This is a genomic window from Kitasatospora sp. NPDC114501, from assembly GCF_055633695.1.
The window spans coordinates 211,038-228,292 of record NZ_JBVKDS010000016.1 but is presented as its reverse complement, the minus strand read 5'-3'; the positions used below and the strand labels follow the sequence as shown (position 1 = coordinate 228,292).

At 73.8% G+C, this 17,255-nt stretch carries 16 protein-coding genes; 9 read left to right on the top strand and 7 right to left on the bottom strand.

Annotated features, from left to right (window positions below):
* Positions 1 to 51 precede the first annotated feature (51 nt).
* Positions 52 to 696, bottom strand: a complete 645-nt coding sequence (locus tag ACZ7RU_RS28465; RefSeq protein ID WP_470343821.1) for a dihydrofolate reductase family protein — start codon at positions 694 to 696, stop codon at positions 52 to 54.
* Between the two features lie 299 nt (positions 697 to 995).
* Between ACZ7RU_RS28465 and ACZ7RU_RS28460 the strand changes: the two genes are divergently transcribed.
* Both ACZ7RU_RS28460 and ACZ7RU_RS28455 read left to right on the top strand, forming a co-directional pair.
* Entirely contained in the window at positions 996 to 2,066 is a 1,071-nt protein-coding gene (locus tag ACZ7RU_RS28460; RefSeq protein WP_470343820.1) for a phosphatidylinositol-specific phospholipase C domain-containing protein, read from the top strand.
* Between the two features lie 100 nt (positions 2,067 to 2,166).
* Entirely contained in the window at positions 2,167 to 2,517 is a 351-nt protein-coding gene (locus tag ACZ7RU_RS28455; protein ID WP_470343819.1) for a 5-carboxymethyl-2-hydroxymuconate Delta-isomerase, read from the top strand.
* 69 nt (positions 2,518 to 2,586) lie between these two features.
* On the opposite strand, the gene ACZ7RU_RS28450 is transcribed toward ACZ7RU_RS28455, so the two are convergent.
* Positions 2,587 to 4,194 (bottom strand): alpha/beta hydrolase, encoded by a 1,608-nt coding sequence (locus ACZ7RU_RS28450; protein ID WP_470343818.1) that lies wholly within the window; start codon positions 4,192 to 4,194, stop codon positions 2,587 to 2,589.
* Positions 4,195 to 4,339: 145 nt separating this feature from the next.
* On the opposite strand from ACZ7RU_RS28450, the gene ACZ7RU_RS28445 reads away from it, so the two are divergent.
* The 3 genes from ACZ7RU_RS28445 (at position 4,340) to ACZ7RU_RS28435 (ending at position 8,432) form a co-directional block, all read left to right on the top strand.
* A complete protein-coding gene (locus ACZ7RU_RS28445; protein ID WP_470343817.1) occupies positions 4,340 to 5,692 on the top strand; it encodes an MFS transporter in 1,353 nt (450 codons plus the stop codon).
* A gap of 176 nt (positions 5,693 to 5,868) precedes the next feature.
* Positions 5,869 to 6,705, top strand: coding sequence for an SAM-dependent methyltransferase (locus ACZ7RU_RS28440; RefSeq protein ID WP_470343850.1), 837 nt, complete (start codon positions 5,869 to 5,871; stop codon positions 6,703 to 6,705).
* Between the two features lie 92 nt (positions 6,706 to 6,797).
* Positions 6,798 to 8,432, top strand: coding sequence for a purple acid phosphatase family protein (locus ACZ7RU_RS28435; RefSeq protein ID WP_470343816.1), 1,635 nt, complete (start codon positions 6,798 to 6,800; stop codon positions 8,430 to 8,432).
* A gap of 63 nt (positions 8,433 to 8,495) precedes the next feature.
* Here the strand turns inward: ACZ7RU_RS28435 and ACZ7RU_RS28430 are convergent, their stop codons facing one another.
* The 5 genes from ACZ7RU_RS28430 to ACZ7RU_RS28410 form a co-directional block, all read right to left on the bottom strand.
* Positions 8,496 to 10,028, bottom strand: a complete 1,533-nt coding sequence (locus tag ACZ7RU_RS28430) for a cytochrome P450 (protein WP_470343815.1) — start codon at positions 10,026 to 10,028, stop codon at positions 8,496 to 8,498.
* Between the two features lie 89 nt (positions 10,029 to 10,117).
* On the bottom strand, positions 10,118 to 10,735 hold the full coding sequence (locus tag ACZ7RU_RS28425; protein ID WP_470343814.1) for a GTP-binding protein: 618 nt from the start codon (positions 10,733 to 10,735) through the stop codon (positions 10,118 to 10,120).
* Positions 10,716 to 11,078: a DUF742 domain-containing protein gene (locus ACZ7RU_RS28420; protein WP_387755754.1), complete on the bottom strand. Its 363-nt coding sequence runs from the start codon at positions 11,076 to 11,078 to the stop codon at positions 10,716 to 10,718. Before ACZ7RU_RS28420 ends, ACZ7RU_RS28425 begins: the two co-directional genes overlap by 20 nt.
* Before the next feature lie 78 nt (positions 11,079 to 11,156).
* Positions 11,157 to 11,543 carry a roadblock/LC7 domain-containing protein gene (locus ACZ7RU_RS28415; RefSeq protein ID WP_470343849.1) on the bottom strand — a complete coding sequence of 129 codons (387 nt, stop codon included), beginning with the start codon at positions 11,541 to 11,543 and terminating at the stop codon, positions 11,157 to 11,159.
* Between the two features lie 17 nt (positions 11,544 to 11,560).
* Positions 11,561 to 13,240: an ATP-binding protein gene (locus ACZ7RU_RS28410; RefSeq protein WP_470343813.1), complete on the bottom strand. Its 1,680-nt coding sequence runs from the start codon at positions 13,238 to 13,240 to the stop codon at positions 11,561 to 11,563.
* A 541-nt stretch (positions 13,241 to 13,781) separates the two neighbouring features.
* Between ACZ7RU_RS28410 and ACZ7RU_RS28405 the strand changes: the two genes are divergently transcribed.
* The 4 genes from ACZ7RU_RS28405 to ACZ7RU_RS28390 all read left to right on the top strand — a co-directional run bounded on the left by ACZ7RU_RS28405 (position 13,782) and on the right by ACZ7RU_RS28390 (position 17,115).
* Positions 13,782 to 14,777: a GlxA family transcriptional regulator gene (locus ACZ7RU_RS28405; protein ID WP_470343812.1), complete on the top strand. Its 996-nt coding sequence runs from the start codon at positions 13,782 to 13,784 to the stop codon at positions 14,775 to 14,777.
* A gap of 42 nt (positions 14,778 to 14,819) precedes the next feature.
* Entirely contained in the window at positions 14,820 to 15,599 is a 780-nt protein-coding gene (locus tag ACZ7RU_RS28400) for an MBL fold metallo-hydrolase (RefSeq protein ID WP_470343811.1), read from the top strand.
* Positions 15,600 to 15,874: 275 nt separating this feature from the next.
* Entirely contained in the window at positions 15,875 to 16,414 is a 540-nt protein-coding gene (locus ACZ7RU_RS28395) for a SigE family RNA polymerase sigma factor (protein ID WP_470343848.1), read from the top strand.
* Positions 16,411 to 17,115: a hypothetical protein gene (locus ACZ7RU_RS28390; RefSeq protein WP_470343810.1), complete on the top strand. Its 705-nt coding sequence runs from the start codon at positions 16,411 to 16,413 to the stop codon at positions 17,113 to 17,115. The genes ACZ7RU_RS28395 and ACZ7RU_RS28390 overlap by 4 nt, the downstream gene beginning before the upstream one ends.
* Positions 17,116 to 17,255: the final 140 nt, after the last annotated feature.

Here is a 17,255-nt window from a genome sequence, read left to right as displayed (position 1 = left end):
GGCCGCCGTCGTCCGTGCTGGGCCGGCCTGTCCGGGGCCGGCTACGGCTCGCTACGGCCGGGTGAAGGTGAGGTGGGTGACGCCGCTCGGCGAGGCCACCGCCTCGGTGCGGAAGCGCCGCTCCAGCCCCTCGAGTCCGGTCCAGAGCGGCTCGCCCCGGCCGAGCAGCACCGGCACCACGACCACGTGCAGGTGGTCGATCAGATCGGCCGCCAGGAAGGCCCGGACGGTGCTCGGGCCGCCGCCGATCCGCACGTCCAGGCCGCCGGCCGCCTCCCGGGCCCGGCGCAGCGCCTCCTCGGGGGAGGCGTCGACGAAGTGGAAGACCGTCCCGCCGTCCATCTCCAGGGAGGGGCGCGGGTGGTGGGTGAGCACGAAGACCGGGGTGTGGAACGGCGGGTTCGGCCCCCACCAGCCCCGCCAGTCCTCGTCCTGCCAGGGGCCGCGCTGCGGGCCGAACTTGTGGCGGCCCATGATCTCCGCGCCGATGCCGTCGCCCCAGGTGCGGGCCATCGCGTCGTCCACGCCGGTGCTGCCGCCGTCCTTGCCCTGCATCCGCCGGAACGTCCGGGTGTGGAAGAACCAGGTGTGCAGCCGGTCGGCGGCGTGGCCGAACGGCGCGTCCAGGCTCTGGCCCTCGCCCGTGCCGTAACCGTCCAGGGAGATCGAGAAGTTGTGGACCCGGACCAGGGACATCGTTCCTCCGCCGCGCTGTGTCTCGCGGGTGCCTCGGGTGCGGACCGCCCGCACCCCCGCGCGCGGGCCACGCTAGCCGGGGGCGCCGGCGTCCCGACGTTCCGTCACCCGCTCCGGGCGTGGCGGGAGCGGTGGACGGGGAACGGGTGGAGGAAGGGGAGGGGAGCGGGGGAGAAGCGGTGCAGCCGTCACGCTATTGTCGTGCCTTCTTCATCCTGAGCACGCCCGGGCGGGCGATGCTTCGTCAGGCTGCCCGGGAGCCGGGCGGCCGGCATCCACGACTTGGGGGGACCGTTCCGATGACCGTACGCCGCACCCTGACCGGATTCCTGGCCGCGGGCCTGATGGCCGCCGCGGCGGCGCTGGTCCCGACCGCCCCGGCGGACGCCACCACCAGCGGGCCGGGCGACCTGCCGTTCGGTTCCGCCACCACCGTCGGCCTCCACAACACCTACGACCCGGCCGCCTTCCCGTACCTCGCCCAGGGCCTGGACACCGGCACCGGGATGATCGAGCTGGACGTGTGGCCGAACGTCGTGACCAAGAAGTGGCAGGTCAGCCACTCCAACCCGTTCGGCAACTCCAACAACTGCACCGCCGCCGGCACCCCCGCGCAGCTCTACAGCGGCAGCACCGACCAGGACCTGGGCAGCTGCCTGGACGACGTCCGGGTCTGGCTCGCCGCGCACCCGGGCGCCGGGCCGCTGGTGGTCAAGCTGGAGCTCAAGCCCGGCTACTCGGCCAACCTCGGGATGGGCCCGGACCAGCTGGACGCGCTGATCGCCCAGCACCTCGGCTCCGCCGTGCTGCGCCCGGCCGACCTGCTGGCCAGGCCCGGCGGCGGGTCGTACGCGAGCGTCGACGAGGCGGTGCGGGCGGGCAACTGGCCGAGCCGCTCGGCGCTGGCCGGGAAGGCGCTGCTGTACGCGATACCGGGCACGGTCGAGCTGGACAACCCCTTCGACACCCTGCACACCGACGTCGAGCAGGGCCGGCACCTGCGCGACCTGGCGGCGGCCGGCCGGATCGGCCAGGCCCAGGTGTTCCCGTCCGTGCTGGGCGCCGCCACCGGCGACCCGCGCGGCCGGTACACCGGCGCGGACGCCTCGATCCGGCCCTGGTTCGTGGTCTTCGACGGCGACGCCTCCACGTACGTCGACACCGTCGACACCGCGTGGTACGACAGCGCCCACTACCTGCTGGTGATGACGGACTCCCACCTGGTCGCCCCGGCGATCAGCGGCACCGACCCGACCGCCGACCAGGCGCGGGCCCGTACCGAGCAGTTGGCGAAGGCGCACGCGAGCATCGTCTCCAGCGACTGGCGCAGGCTCGCGTCGGTGCAGTCGCTGGTGCTGTCGCGCGGCTGAGCGGGGACGCTCCGGGCCCCGGCGCCGCACCCCGCGCCGGGGCCCCGGCGCGTGTCCGGTACCCTCGGCCGCGCCCGGAAGACGACTCCTGGAGGTTCCCGTGCCGCAGATCCTGGTCGACCACTCGGCCGAACTCGACTTCGACCGGGCGGCCCTGGCCGCCGAGGTCCACCAGGCGATCACCGAGGTGATCGACACCACCGTGGCGGACTGCAAGACCCTCTTCCGCCCGGCCGGCGGGTACCGGGTCGGCGACGGGACCGGCGGTGAGGCCGTGGTCCTGGTCGAGGTGAAGATCCTGGCCGGCCGCAGCACCGAGCAGCGCGCCGAACTGAGCGCCCGGGTCCTCGCCGCCCTGCGCGCCCGGATCGCCCGGCCCGCCGCCATCGGCGTCCAGGTCACCGAACTCGACCGGGACACCTACCGCATCGTCCACCACCCCGGCCACTGAGCGAACCCGGGAGGACGGCGGCGGCGCCGGGCCCGCGGGCCCGGCACCGCCGGTGGGGTGCGGCCCGGATCAGTCCGTCGGGCAGTGGATGCCCGCGGCCGGCACGGTGCCGTCCACCAGGAAGGCGTCCACCGAGGCACGGACGCACTTGCTCGCGCCGTACCCGGTGTGGCCCTCGCCGTCACGGCTGAGCAGGACGGCGTTGCCGAGCTCGGCGGTGAGCTTCTCGGCCCAGGCGTACGGGGTGGCCGGGTCGCCGGTGCTGCCGACGACCACGATCGGGGTGGTGGCGGCGGACTTGATCACGTGCGGCTTCTCGGTGGCGCGGAACGGCCAGATCCGGCAGTCCGGGTCGAACAGCCCGGCCATCGGGTCGTGCTTGCTGATCAGCGGGGCCTTGGCGGCGAGGTCGGTCAGCGCGGCCTGCAGCTGCTCGCCGGCCGGGGCGTCGGTGGCGCCGTCGGCGCAGTGGATCGCGGTGTAGGCGTCCGCCGAAGAGCGGTAGTGGCCTTCCTTGTCACGGCCGTTGTAGCTGTCGGCGAAGGCGAGCAGGTTGTCGCCCTTGCCGCGGACCATCGCCCACCCGATGCCGTTGCGCAGCGTGGGCCAGGCCTTCTCGCCGCCGTAGAGCAGGCCGAGCACGCCGTTCCAGGCCGCCGAGGAGCCCAGGGTGCGGCCCTTCTCGGTCGTGAGCGGCTTGTCCTTGAGCCCGTCGAGGAACGCGGCGAGCTTCTGCGGGGCCTGCTCCGGGTCCTTGCCGAGCGGGCAGTCGGTCTTGGTGACGCAGTCGGCGGCGAAGGCCTTCAGGGCCCGCTCGAAGCCGGCCTGCTGCTCGATGTTGTGCTGGATCAGCGAGGTGGAGGCCGAGGTGGCGCCGTCCAGGACGAGTCGGCCGACCCTGTCCGGGAACTCCTCGGCGTAGAGCGAGCCGAGGTAGGTGCCGTAGGACATGCCGAGGTAGCTGAGCTTCTGGTCGCCGAGGGCGGCGCGCAGCACGTCCATGTCCCGGGCGGTGTTGCGGGTGCTGACGAACGGCAGGACCTGCGCGTACTTGGCCTGGCAGGCGTCGGCGAGCTGCTTGCCGTGGTCGGAGCCGGGCTGGTCGGTGTTCAGCCAGGCGTCCCGTGCCTGGTCGTCGAGGCAGTTGAGCGGGCTGGTGCCGGTGGTGCCGCGCGGGTCGAACCCGACGATGTCGTAGCGGTCGTGCACCGGGCCGTCGAAGCCCTTGGGTTCGTAGGTGACCGAGCTGACGCCGGAGGCGCCCGGGCCGCCGGGGTTGAGCAGCAGCGAGCCGATCCGCTGGTCGGGCTTGGCGGCCGGGTTGCGGACCACGGCGACGTCCAGGGTGCCGGTGGCCGGGGCGGTGTAGTCGAGCGGGACCTTGAGGGCGGCGCACTGGAGCGCCGAGGTGTCCTCCTCGTTCTTCGGGTCCTTCGCGCAGGGGCCCCAGGCCAGCTGCTGGCCGTAGAAGGCCTTGAGGGCCGGGTCGGCGGCGCCGGTGGGCTTGACCGTCGGCGTCGGTGTCGGGTTGGCGCTCGGCGTCGCGGCGGTGGCGGCCGGGGTGGTCGCGGGTGCGGCGGTGGTGCCGCTCCCGCCGCTACAGCCGGCCAGCAGGGCGGCGGTGGCGACGGCCGCGACGGCGGCGGGCAGGGCACGCCTCGGGGTTCGGGTGATCATGGAATGCACGGCACAGGAATATCACCCGGCTGACACATCAGTCACATGGGATTCTCGGAACCCTCCCGGCGTCGAACCGTGCGACGGCGGACACCGGTTGCGACGCATGATTCCGCGGCGGTCCGAACGGTGCCATGCTGAGGTCATGACAGAAAGCAGTGCGGTGGCCCCGCTCCGTGATCAAGTGGAAGTCGGCGGCCGGCGGCGCGAGTTGGCCGCGGCGACGGTCGGATCGGTGGTCGAGTCCTTCGACTGGAGCATCTACGCCGTCCTCGCGCCCTACTTCGCGGCGGACCTCTTCGGGCACGGCAAGCACGGCGTCAGCGACGTGCTCGGCGCGTACGTCACCTTCGCGGTGGGCTTCGTCGCCCGCCCGGTCGGCTCCTACCTGATCGGGCGGCTCAGCGACACCCGGGGACGGCGCTTCGCGCTGAGCTTCGGCATGGCCGTGATCGCCGTCGCCAGCCTGGGCATCGCCGCCATCCCCGGGCGGGAGACGATCGGGGTCTGGGCCGCGGTGCTGGCCGTACTCGCGCGGGTGGTGCAGGGCCTCGCCTTCGGCGGGGAGGCGCCGAGCGTGGCCGCGTACGTCACCGAGACCGCCCCGCCGCGGCACCGCTTCGCGTTCAGCTCGGTCTCCTACGGTGGGATCGTCCTCGGCTCGCTGCTCTCCTTCGGGGTGCTCACCGTGCTGATCCGCACCATCGGCAAGTCCGGTCTGGAGAACGGCGGTTGGCGCTGGGGCTTCGTGATCGCCGCGCTGCTGGGGCTCGCCGCCGTCTGGGTGCGGCGGTGGGCGCCGGAGAGCGCGGAGTTCCGCCGTGCCCGGGAGCGCGCGCGGCGCACCGCCCGCCCGCCGTTCCTGCGGACGCTGCGCGACCACCGCTGGGCGGTGCTCACCGTCTTCCTCAACACCCTGGGCGGGACGGTCGGTTACTACTTCGCGCTGGCCTACCTGCCGCAGTACGCCGCCGCCTACCACGTGATCAGCAAGGAGGAGGCGGCCTCCTTCATGACCGTGGTGCTCGGCGTGGTGCTGGTCACCATGCTGCTCACCGGCGCCGCCGCCGACCGCTTCGGCCTGCTGCCGGTCGCCCGGATCGGCTTCGGCCTGCCGATCCCGCTGGTCGGCATCCTGCTCGCCGGGCTGCGCCAGGGCTGGCTGCCGTTCCAGGTCGTCGCCGTGCTGCTGGGGATGCTGGTGGCGACGGTGCTCGGCACGCTCAACGTCTTCACCGGACTGCTGTTCCCGACCGAGGTGCGGGCGGTCGGCCTCGGCGTGGTCAACGCGTCCACCATCGCCGCGTTCGGCGGCACCTTCCCGCTGCTCGCCGAGTGGCTGAGCGACCGGCACTGGCTGGGCGTCATCCCGGCGTACGTCACCGTCTGCACGGCGGGGCCGGCCCTCGCGCTGCTGACCGCGATGAAGGCGCCGTCCTTCGCCGCGGCCGTCCGGGAGGCCGACACGCCGGTTCGGCGGACACCGGGAACCGCCTGACGGACAGTCATCCGCTGTGGTTGAGTGGTCCGGACCATCGCTGAACGGGGAGGGCGAGCGTGGACACCGACGCATCGGGTACCGACACACCGGGCACCAACGCACCGGACGGCTACATCCCGGACGGCTTCGGAGCGGACGGCTTCGGAGCGGACGACCGCGACCTGGCGGCCGACCTGTCGGAGAGCTGGCTGACCGAGGCCGGGTTCGAGGAGCCGCCGCAGGTGGACCTGCGCACCGACCGGGCGCACTCCGCCCGGGTCTACGACTACCTGCTCGGCGGCAAGACCAACTTCCCGGCCGACCGCGAGGTCGGCGACCGGGTCATCGCCGACCTGCCCGGTGTGCGCGAGGACGCCACCGCCGCCCGGGCCGTGATGCACCGGATGGTCCGCCGGCTCGCCGAGGTGCACGGTGTCCGCCAGTTCCTGGACGTCGGCACCGGCATCCCCACCGCGCCCAACCTGCACGAGGTCGTGCAGGCCGTGGACCCGGCCTGCCGCGTGGTCTACGTCGACAACGACCCGATCGTGCTGGCCCACTCGCGCGCCCTGCTCACCAGCGCCCCCGAGGGTCGCACCGCCTACGTCCAGGGCGACCTGCGCGACCCGGAGCGGTTCCTGGCCGACCCGGGGCTGGCCGCCACCCTGGACCTCGGCCGGCCGGTCGCCCTGACGCTGATCAACATCGTCCACTTCCTGTCCGACGAGGCCGCGCACCCGCCGGTCCGCAAGCTCCTGGACGCCCTGCCCGCCGGCAGCTTCCTGGCGCTCTCCGCCGGTACCGCCGACATCGCGCCGGAGCGCATCGCGACCGCCGGCCGCCGCTACGCGGAGGCCGGGATCTCGCTCCACTTCCGTTCCCGCGAGGGCGTCGAACGCTTCTTCACCGGGCTGGAGTTGGACGACCCGGGAGTGGTATTGATCAACCGTTGGCACCCGGAACTCGCCGAGGATCCGGCCCAGGTCGAGGGCGAGGTCTCGGTCTACGGGGGAGTCGGCCGCAAGCCGTAGAAAACCGAAGCTCTGTCAAAACGATCGTCTTTACGTGTACATGTCATTAAGGTGACTGCTTGTCGATCCCCCACTCGGCAGGCGGAGTTTTCATGACCATCGCACGCAGGTCCATCCTCAAGGGCACATCGGCGGCCGGAGCCGCCCTGGTGGCCGCGGGTTCGGCGGCGGCCGCGCAACCCGCGGCCGCCCGACCGGCCGACGACGAGCCCACCAGCCCCCTCCTGCAGACCACCCCGCACCGCGCCGGAACGGCCGGAGTGAGCGGACTGCACCTCCAGTTCGGCACCGACGCCGGTACGGAGATGACCGTCTCCTGGATCACCCCGCAGTCCGTGCGCCGCCCGCAGGTGCGGTACGGCTCACCGGACGGCGGCCTCGGCCGGGTCGTCCAGGCCGAGACCCGCACCTACCGGGACTCGATCGACAAGACCGAGGTGTACGTCCACCACGCGCGCCTCACCGGCCTGCGCCCGGGTGCCACCTACCTCTACAGCGCCGGGCACGACGGCGCCGTCCCCGAGACCGGCACCTTCACCACCGCCCCGCGCGGCCGCGCCCCCTTCACCTTCACCAGCTTCGGCGACCAGGCCGCGCCCAACCTCCGCCGCCGGATCACCTTCCCCGACGGCATGCCCTCCCCGCTCGGCAAGTACCCGGTGTTCATGAGCAGCCAGGTCGGCACCGCGGCCTCCGCCGACATCGTCGCCGCCGTCGAACGCGTCGGCCCGCTGTTCAACCTCGTCAACGGCGACCTCTGCTACTCCTCCTACGCCGGCCGGCACGGCCAGAGCCGCACCGCGACCTGGGCCGACTGGTTCATCAGCAACAGCCGCTCCACCCGGCTGCGGCCCTGGATGCCCTGCGTCGGCAACCACGAGAACGAGGGTGGCAACGGCCCGATCGGCGCCACCGGCTACCAGGCCTACTTCTCCCTCCCCGACTCCTCGGCCTCCTCCGACGAGGAGACCCGGGGCATGTGGTACGCCTTCACCGTCGGCTCGGTGCGCTTCATCAGCCTTGCCAACGACGACGAGGCCATCCAGAACTCCGGCGACGTCTACCTGCGCGGCTACTCCGGCGGCGCCCAACGGCGCTGGCTGGAACGGGAGTTGCGGGCCGCGCGGGGCAGCCGGGCGATCGACTGGATCGTGGTCTGCATGCACCACCCGATGATCTCCAGCTCGAAGCACGGCTCCGGCAGCGACCTCGGCCTCCGGGAGGCCTGGGGCCCGCTGTTCGACGCCTACGGGGTCGACCTGGTGGTGTGCGGACACGAGCACTACTACGAGCGCTCCCACCCCGTCCGCGGCACCCTGCCCAACGACACCCGCACCCCGGTGCCGACCGAGACCCGCACCGACCTGGTCGACACCGGGCGGGGCACCGTCCACATGATCATCGGCGCCGGCGGCAACGCCGCCACCACCCAGGACGACCTCTTCGAGCAGCCCAAGGGCCGGGTGGTCGTCGGGCTGGAGGACCCGAAGCCGGGGGCGCCCTACCGGGAGTCGGTCTGGCTCACCGAGGACGCCCCCTGGGCCGCCGTCCAGGACCGCGAGCACAGCCACGGCTTCGCGGCCTTCGAGGTCGATCCGGGCGACCGGCGCGGCGGCACCACCACCATGAAGGTCACCTACTACACCTTCGACGGGCCGCACGGCGACCTCATCCCGGTGGACACCTTCACCCTGTACCGGCGCCGGACCGACGGGCGCGACGGCTGATCCCGGGGCCGGGGCCGGGGCCGGGGCCGGGGCGTGAGAGCTGAGGCCTGGGGGACGGGCCGTTCAGCGGCGGAACAGGCCGGTCAGCACGTCCCACCAGCCGCGGCGCTGCGCCGGGACCGCCGGGGCCGCCGCCCCGGCCGGCCCGGCGCGCTCGGCACTCCGGGCCGCCGGGACGGCCGGGTCCGGCGCCTGCCCCGACTCGGCCTCGGCCACCGCCTTCGCCTGGGCGGCCTCCGCCTGCTCCGCCTCGGCCACCGAGAGCGGGTCCGGTTCGATGTCCCGGGCGGTGAACTCCACCGGCAGCGCCGTCAGATGACGGGAGATCCAGCCCGAGCTCCAGGTCAGCTCCTCCTCGGGAACCGCGAGCCGGACGTCCGGCAGCAGGGTGAGCAGGATGTCGATCCCGGCCTCGGCGACGTGCCGCCCGATGTCCTGGCCGGGGCACTCGTGCGGCCCGGCGCCGAAGGACAGGTGGGAGCGGTTGCCGTACAGCGGGGCCGCCAGATCGGGCCGGACCACCGGGTCGACGTTGCCCGCCGCGAGCCCGAGCAGCAGCAGGTCCCCGGCCCGGATCTGCCGGCCGCCCAGCTCGGTGTCGGCCGTCGCCCAGCGGCCGGCCACCAGGGACATCGGCGGGGAGTCCCAGAGCACCTGGTCCAGCGCCTCGCCCAGGGTCATCTGGCCGCCGGAGAGGTGGGCGCGGAAGCGCGGGTCGGTGAGCACCATCTTCAGCGAGTCGGCGATCAGGTTGACGGTGGTCTCGTTCGCGGCCAGCAGCACCACCCGCAGGTGCTCCATCACCTCGTCCTCGGACAGCCCGGCCGGGTGCGCCAGCAGACGGCTGGTCAGGTCGTCGCCGGGGCTCTCGCGCCGGATGGCGATGGTCCGGCGCAGCCCGGCGACCACGTACTCGTTGCTGGCGATCGCCGTCTCGGTGCCCTTCATCAGGTCCCGGGCGGCGGTGACCAGCTGCGGACCGTACTCGTCCGGCATGCCGAGCAGCTTGGTCATCACCAGCATCGGCAGGTGCTCGGCGAACTGGGAGATCAGCTCGGCCCGGCCGGTCGGTCCGACCACCTGGACCAGGTCGGTGGTGAAGCGGCGGACGTGGCGGCGGATGCCGCGCCGGTCGAAGCCGTTCAGGCCGTCCAGCAGCGCGCCGCGCAGCCGGCGGTGCTCGTCGCCGTCCGCGAACACGCAGATCGGCTGCCAGGCGACCACCGGCAGCAGTGGGGAGTCCGCCGGGACCTCGTTGTTGCGGAAGGCGTTCCACAGGCGCGAGTCCCGGGAGAACAGCGAGGGGGTGCGCATCGCGGCGATGTTGGCGCCGTGGCCGAGCACCAGCCAGGCCCGGTGGTCGCCGTGCAGCAGTACCGGGGCCACCTCGCCGTACTCGGCGCGCAGCTTCTCGTACAGGGCCGCCGGGTCGGCCTCGGCCTCCGGACCGTACAGGCGGCGCAGGCCGCCGGGGCCGGTCGGGGCGACGCCGCCGCCCGCGTGGGCCGGGCAGCCGGGCGGCGGGGCGGCGGCCGGCGCGGGGGCGGTACGGGGTGCGGGTTCGGCGCCGACGGGTTCGGGGATCGGGGGGGTCACGGGCTCTCCGGTCGCGGGTGGGGTTCGGTGACGGGCATCGGGTCGGCGGGCTGCGGGGGCCGGCGCTCGGCGGGCACGGCTCCGGTGGGCTACGGGGCCGGCGGGGCGGCCAGCTCGTACAGGTAGTGCATCAGGGTCATCAGGGTGTCCCGGCTGGACTCCCGGCTGCGCGCGTCGCAGGCGACGATCGGCACCTCGGGCGGCAGGTCGAGCGCGCCCCGCAGCTCGTCGAGCGGGACGGACGGCGCCTCCGGGAAGCCGTTGACGGCCACCACGAAGGGCACGCCGCGCTCCTCCAGCCGACCGATCACCTCGAAGCTGACCTCCAGCCGGCGGGTGTCCACCAGCACCACCGCGCCCAGGGCGCCCTCGAACAGGCCGTTCCAGAGGAACCAGAACCGCTCCTGGCCCGGGGTGCCGAAGACGTACAGCACGAGCCGGTCGCTGATGCTGATCCGGCCGAAGTCCATGGCCACGGTGGTGGAGGTCTTCTGCTCGACCCCGGTCGGGTCGTCCACCCCGATCCCGGCCTGGGTCATGGTCTCCTCGGTGGTCAGCGGCCGGATCTCGCTGACCGCGCCGACCAGCGTCGTCTTGCCGACGCCGAAGCCGCCGACGACCACCACCTTGACCGCCGTGGTGACGGTGTCCGGCAGCAGGTCCGTACCGGCCGGCCCGACCACCGGGTCAGAGCCGCTGAAGTCCATGGATCACCGCCTCCAACAGGGCACGGTCGGGGAGCTCCGCCGCGGGCACGGCGGCGCTGCGGGCCTCGATCAGCCCGTCGTCGAGCAGGTCCGCCAGCAGGACGGTGACCACGCTGACGGGCAGCTCCAGGTAGGCGGAGACCTCCGCGACCGAGAGCGGGGAGCGGCACAGCCGCAGGATCGCGGCGTGCTCCGGCTGGTGGGCGGGGGTCGGCTCCGCGAGGGAGACGATCAGGGTGACCAGGTCGAAGACCCCCGGCCCGGAGGGGCCGCTGCGGCCCCGGGTGATGACGTACAGCCGGTCGGGCTCGGGGCCGTCCCAGCCACCCTGCTCGGCCGTCATGCCACCGCCTCACTGTGTTCGTTCATGTGCCCGCCCCGCCGCCGGAGCCCGGTGCGGCGGGCCGGGCCGGATGCCGGGTCACACGACCGCCTCGGGGTTGCGCGGCGGTGTGGACAGGTGCTCGCCGATCCGGGCGACCAGGTCGCGCATCTGGTGGCTCACCAGCCCGGCGTCCACGCCCTCGTCGGCGAGCACCGCGAGGTAGGCGCGGTCACCGGCCGCCATCAGGTAGAAGTAGCCGCCGTCCACCTCGATCACCACCAGGCGCATCGAGCCGTCGCCGTGCGGGAACTCGTGGCCGATCGCGCCGGCCAGGCTCTGCAGCCCGGCGCAGGCGGCGGCGAGGCGGTCGGCGGTGTCCGGGTCGGTGCCGTACTGGGCGATCCGCAGGCCGTCGGCGGACAGCACGATGACGTGGCGCACGCACGGGACGCTGTGCGCCAGGTCGTTGAGGATCCAGTCCATGTTGCTGCGGTGCGGAATCACTGCTCGCCTTTCCCTGCCGTCTCTTCACTGGTGTGTGCGGCGCTGGTGTGTCCGGCACCCGTCTGTCCGGTGCCCGCGGTGCGGCCGGTGTCGGTAGCCCATCCGGGATCCGTGGCGCGTCCGGGGATTCCCGGCTCCGTCGGGCCCGGCGCTCCCGTCGGGCCCGACGGCCCCTCCGGTCCCGGCCCGGTGCCCTTGATGCCGTCCATGAACGCCTCCAGCCACAGGCCCGGCTGCTTGGGCTCCTTGGGCTCCCTGACGGGGCGCGGCGCCTGGGCCGGCGGCCCGGGCACGGGCCCGGCGGGCCGCGCGGCGGCCCGGGCGCCGTAGCCGCCCCGGGGCACCATCGGGCGGCTACGGCGGCGCTGCGGCAGGCCGTTGGGCGTCCACTCGGTCACGATCACCTCGTCGTCCCCGGCGCCCGGGCCGGACGGGCCCCACGGGTTGGTCGAGCCGTAGGACGGCCCGACGCCGGCCGAGGTCGTCCGGGTGCCCCACGGACGGCCCGGGGCCGCGTGCCGGGGCGGGTTCGCGGGGAGCGGGCGGGGGCCGGAGAAGGCGCCGATGCCGTGCGCCCGGCCGGTCGGCGGCGCGGTGGTGAGCAGTTCCTGCGGTACCACCAGCACCGCCCGGACGCCGCCGTACGCGGAGCGGCGCAGCGAGATCTGGAAGCCGTACGCCTGGCAGAGCCGGCCGACGATGGCGAAGCCCAGCCGGGGGGACTCGGTGAGGTCGTCGAAGTCCTTGGAGACCATCGCCTCGCGGATCGAGCGCTCGGCGCGGATCCGGGCCTCGTCGGTGAGGCCGAGGCCGCCGTCCTCGATCTCGATCGCCATCCCGCTCTGCACCTCGGAGGCGCTCAGGTGCACGTGGGTGTGCGGCGGGGAGTAGCGGGTGGCGTTGTCGAGCAGTTCGGCGACGGCGTGGATGAGCGGCTCGACGGCCGGTCCGGTGACCGAGATCTGGGCCACCGGGTGCAGGTCGACCCGCTGGTACTCCAGGATCCGGGACATGCCGCCGCGCAGCACGCTGTAGAGCGCGATCGGGCGGGTCCACTGTCGGCCGGGGCGGGCGCCGGACAGGACGGCGATGCTGTCGGCCAGCCGGCCGGTCAGCGCGTTGCCGTGGTCCAGGCGCAGCAGGTCGTCGAAGACCGCAGGGTCGTTGCCGTGCCGGTCCTCCATCTCCCGCAGGTCCTTGGCCTGCCGGTGGATGATGGCCTGCACCCGGCGGGCGATGTTGACGAAGGCGCGCTCGGCCGAGTCGCGCCGGCTGACCTCGTCGTCGACGGCCTTGGCGACGGCCTCGGTGACGGCGACCAGGGAGCGGCGGAACCTCGGGGAGACGGGGGCGTCGCCCTGCTCGAGCGGGCGGGTCAGCACGTCGAAGGAGTACCCGTACCGGGCTCCGGCGACCACCCTGCGCATCTCGACCCGGGCGAGCCGGTCCAGCTCGTCCTCCTGCCCGGCCAGCCGGCGTTGCAACTCCTCCACCTGCCGGGTGTGCCGGTCGCGCGACTCGCTCAGCGCCCGCCCCCGGCGGGCCGACTCGGCGGCCACCACGGCCACCAGCACGGTGCCCGTCGCCCCGCACCACAGCACCCCGGCCCGGGCCCCGGCGGACACCACCAGCGCGGCGACCGCCACGGCCGCCGCCATCACGGCCGTCGGCAACAACCAGCCGAGCAGGGGCGCTCGGCGCCGTCTGGCGGGTGACGATCCAGCTCGAAGCATTCAGCATCCTCAAACGATCGGAACGGTACGGGGGGACAGGCGGGGGCCGGCTCCGGAGGCGTGGTGGTGCAGCATAGCCAAGTTCAGGACATCCTGACCGAAAGTCAAAAATACCGTCCTGCAAACGACTTGTCGCAAACTGCCGGACAACACCGACATCTCGCACACCAGTCGTAACCCGGGACGGCCGCCGCCCTCCCACCAGGCTTCTCGCCCCGCCGCCCGCGCGCCGCCGACCAGCCCCGGATTCGCTCATGTGGAGGGTTTCCGCTCCAAGTCCCTGCACCGTTCGCCGAGTTCGTGCTACGGCGGTGGCGCCGGTCAATGGGTGGTGCGGCAATCACCCGGAAGGGGATCCGCGGCCGGGACCGGGCAGGCGGGGGGCCCGCCGCCCTGCCGCTCCGGCCGTGGCCGATCGCCGATGGCCGGATGTGACAGAACCCCGGCATTGCGGACACGGCCCGGGCGGCGGAAGGATCGGGGCATGCCCGAACCGCGTACCGTCGTCATCGCCGCGTTCCCCGGGGTCGAGTTGCTGGAGGTGACCGGCCCCGCGGAGGTGTTCTCCGTCGCCTCCCGACTGGTGGAAGGCGACGCACCCGCCTACCGGGTCGAGATCGCCGCCGTGCGGGCGGGCCGGCTGCCCACCGCCGCCGGGATCAGCCTGGTCGCCGGCCGGTCGCTGGCCGAGGTGGGCCCGGGTGTCGACACCCTCCTCGTGGCCGGCGCCATGGACCACGCCGGCGGCCGGTACCAGGCCGTCGTCGACCCCGACGTCGTCGGATGGCTGGCCACGGCGGCTCCGGCCGCACGGCGCGTCGGCGGCGTCTGTGCCGGCGTCCACCTGCTCGCCGAGGCCGGACTCCTCGCCGGCCTGCCCGCCACCACCCACTGGCTCACCGCCGACCAACTGGCCGCGCGGTACCCGGACATCGCGGTCGACCCGGAACCGATCTTCATCCGCGCCGGGCGGATCTGGACCTGCGCGGGCGTGACCGCCGCCATGGACCTCGCCCTCGCCATGGTGGCCGAGGACCACGGACCGGCGGTCGCCCTCGACGCGGCCCGCGCCATGGTGATGTACGTCAAACGCCCCGGCGGACAGAGCCAGTTCAGCGTGCCGCTCTCGCTCCAGGCGAGCTCCGACGACCGCATCGACGAACTCCGCCGCTGGATCGACGACCACCTCGCCGAGCGGATCCCGGTCGAGGCGATGGCCGCCCGGATGAACCTGAGCGTGCGCCACTTCGCCCGGGTCTTCCGCGACCGCACCGGCCGCACCCCGGCCGACTACCTGGAGGCGGTCCGGGTGGAGGCGGCCCGCCGCCTCCTGGAGGAGACCGTACGCAGCCTGCCCGACATCGCGGCCGCCAGCGGACTCGGATCGGTGGAGACCCTGCACCGGGCCTTCCGCCGACGCCTGGGCGCGACCCCGGCCGAATACCGGCGCCGGTTCCGCCCGCACGCCACCGCCCGCTGAACCCCCCCACCACCCGCACCCCTCTCCCTCAGGAGCACCCAGTTGTCCCGCACCGAGGTCATCCCGATACCCGTCCTGGGCCGGCACGCCGTCAACGCCTACCTGCTGCTCGGCCGCCACCCGGTCCTCGTCGACGCCGGAACCCCCGGCAGCGCCCGGCGGATCACCGATCAGGTCGCCGCCCACGGCGTCGACCCGCAGGACGTCCGCCTCGTCGTCGTCACCCACGGCCACATCGACCACTTCGGCTCCGCGGCCGAGCTGCGCCGCCTCACCGGCGCCCCGATCGCCGCCCACGCCGCCGACCTGGGCCCCTACCGCACCGGCCGGGTCCGCGAACCGTACCTGCCCACCGGCCCGATGGGGCGGCTGATGGCCCGCAACCCGAAGCTCCACGAACAGGCCGAACCCTTCGAACCGGACCTCCTCGTCCACGGCGAGACCGCCCTCGCGGACTTCGGCGTCGACGGCCGCATCATCCCCACCCCCGGCCACACCGCCGGCTCCGTCTCCGTCCTCACCGACGACGGGGACCTGGTGGCCGGCGACCTCATCGCCAACTCCTTCATGGGGCTCATCCAGGGCCGCCCGGCCAACCCGCCCTTCCACGACGACCCGCTCGCCAACCTCGCCAGCCTCCGCGCGATGCTCGACCTCAAGCCCACCCGGCTCCACGTCGGCCACGGCACACCCCTCGACCCGACCCGCGCCGACCGCTGGGCGACGGCCGAACGCCGCAGGCTCGACCGCCGAGCAGCCCGCGGCCGCCTGCGGACCAGACCCCAGACCCCGGACTCGGAACCGGCCGCAGGAGGCCGGTGACCGGAACGCGGACGGGGGCCTCCTCCGGTCACCGTGATCAGCCGGCAGGTGATTCCTCGCTCGGCGACGGAGCGCGAGAACGAGCGCGGCCCGTTCTCGTGGACAGTGCCGTGCAACCCTTGCGCCGGCGCGGCGGTGAGTAGGGCAGAGCGATGGTCCGGTCGGGCCGTCGCGTGGACGCGAAGAGGAATCGGATGACCGCGAGCGCATTGAACATTCCGGTGGAGGACCGGCCCAGGCCTGTCACGGCATCGGCTTCCGCGGGCGGTCCCGGACTGCGGGAGCTCGACTTCGAGGCGTTCGCCGCCACACGCTGGAGGCGGCTGGTGCGCACCGCCTACCTGCTCACCGGCGACCACCACGAGGCCGAGGACGTGGTGCAGGCGACGTTCGCGAAGGTCTTCAGGAACTGGTCCCGGATCAGCCGCCTGGACGAGCCGGACGCCTACATCCACCGGGCCCTGGTGAACAACAACCTGAGCCGTCACCGGCGGCGCCGGGTCAGGCAGCTGCTCACGCCCGTCCTGCCCGACCGGGCGGCCACCGCGGGCGGTGGGCACGGCGACGTCGAGGAGCGCTCGGTGCTGCTCCAGGCGCTGGCCGAGCTGCCGCAGCGCCAGCGGGCCGTGGTCGTCCTGCGGTACTGGGAGGACATGAGCGAGCGCCAGGTCGCCGAGGTGCTCGGCTGCTCGCTGGGCAACGTGAAGAGCCAGGCCAGCCGAGGCCTGGAGAAACTGCGCGGCCACCCGGCGCTGGCCTCGTACGCGGCGGACACCGGTTCAACGATCGACGGCACGAACGGAGGCAACAGGTGATGGACACCGAGGACATGGTGCGCGGGGCTCTGCGGGACGAGGCGGCCCGGGTCGAGGTGGCGGACTGGTCCGCCGGGCCGGTGCAGGCCCACGTGCGCCGCCAGCGGCGGGGGCGCCGGGTGGCGATGGGCGCGTCGGTGGTGGCGGTCGCGCTCGCGGTGGTGGCCGGTACGGGCGCGGTCCTGTCCGCGAACCGCGGAGCCCAGGCCGTCGGGCCGGCCTCGCAGGCCCTGCGGGAACCGGCCGGGCCCGCTCCCGAGGCCGTGGTGGTGGAGCCCGGTCAGCAGCTGCCGTTGGGCCGCGAGGGCTGGTGGATGCAGCTGAAGGACCAGGAGATCTGCATCCACGACGCCCCCGTGTACGGAAACTCCCCGGGGTGCGCCGGGTACTCGTGGGCGGGGGGATCGACCGAGATCACCATGCAGTACTACGGGAACCCCGGGCAGTTCCAGGACGCCCTGTACAACCTCGTCTACCACGGGCCCGGGCAGGTGGCCCGGATGGCCATCGAAGTGGACGGCCAGTCGCACTGGGCCACCGTCGCCTCGCTTCCCGGCACCCCGGGCTACGCCACCGGCTACGTCTGGGGGCCCAGCCAGAAGACCCCCGAGTACCCGAAGGCGTACCCGATCATGGGCATCAAGCTCGCCGCGTACGACGCCCAGGGGACGGTACTGGCGAGCAAGACCGTGTCGCCCTGACCCACGCGGGTCGGGGTGTCGGCGAGCGGCCGTCGGAACAGAGGGGCCGCCGCCGGTGGGCGGAGCCCGCCAGGACAGGGCAGGACAGGGCAGGGCGACGGTGACGCCCACGCCCTGGCCGGGCTCCGCGCCGCCCACGG

Coding starts and splice junctions, on each gene's coding strand:
- ACZ7RU_RS28460 (WP_470343820.1), top strand. CDS start 996: ATGACCGTACGCCGCACCCTGACCGGATTCCTGGCCGCGGGCCTGATG.
- ACZ7RU_RS28465 (WP_470343821.1), bottom strand. CDS start 696: ATGTCCCTGGTCCGGGTCCACAACTTCTCGATCTCCCTGGACGGTTAC.
- ACZ7RU_RS28415 (WP_470343849.1), bottom strand. CDS start 11,543: ATGGACTGGATCCTCAACGACCTGGCGCACAGCGTCCCGTGCGTGCGC.
- ACZ7RU_RS28420 (WP_387755754.1), bottom strand. CDS start 11,078: ATGACGGCCGAGCAGGGTGGCTGGGACGGCCCCGAGCCCGACCGGCTG.
- ACZ7RU_RS28445 (WP_470343817.1), top strand. CDS start 4,340: ATGACAGAAAGCAGTGCGGTGGCCCCGCTCCGTGATCAAGTGGAAGTC.
- ACZ7RU_RS28405 (WP_470343812.1), top strand. CDS start 13,782: ATGCCCGAACCGCGTACCGTCGTCATCGCCGCGTTCCCCGGGGTCGAG.
- ACZ7RU_RS28450 (WP_470343818.1), bottom strand. CDS start 4,194: ATGATCACCCGAACCCCGAGGCGTGCCCTGCCCGCCGCCGTCGCGGCC.
- ACZ7RU_RS28435 (WP_470343816.1), top strand. CDS start 6,798: ATGACCATCGCACGCAGGTCCATCCTCAAGGGCACATCGGCGGCCGGA.
- ACZ7RU_RS28425 (WP_470343814.1), bottom strand. CDS start 10,735: ATGGACTTCAGCGGCTCTGACCCGGTGGTCGGGCCGGCCGGTACGGAC.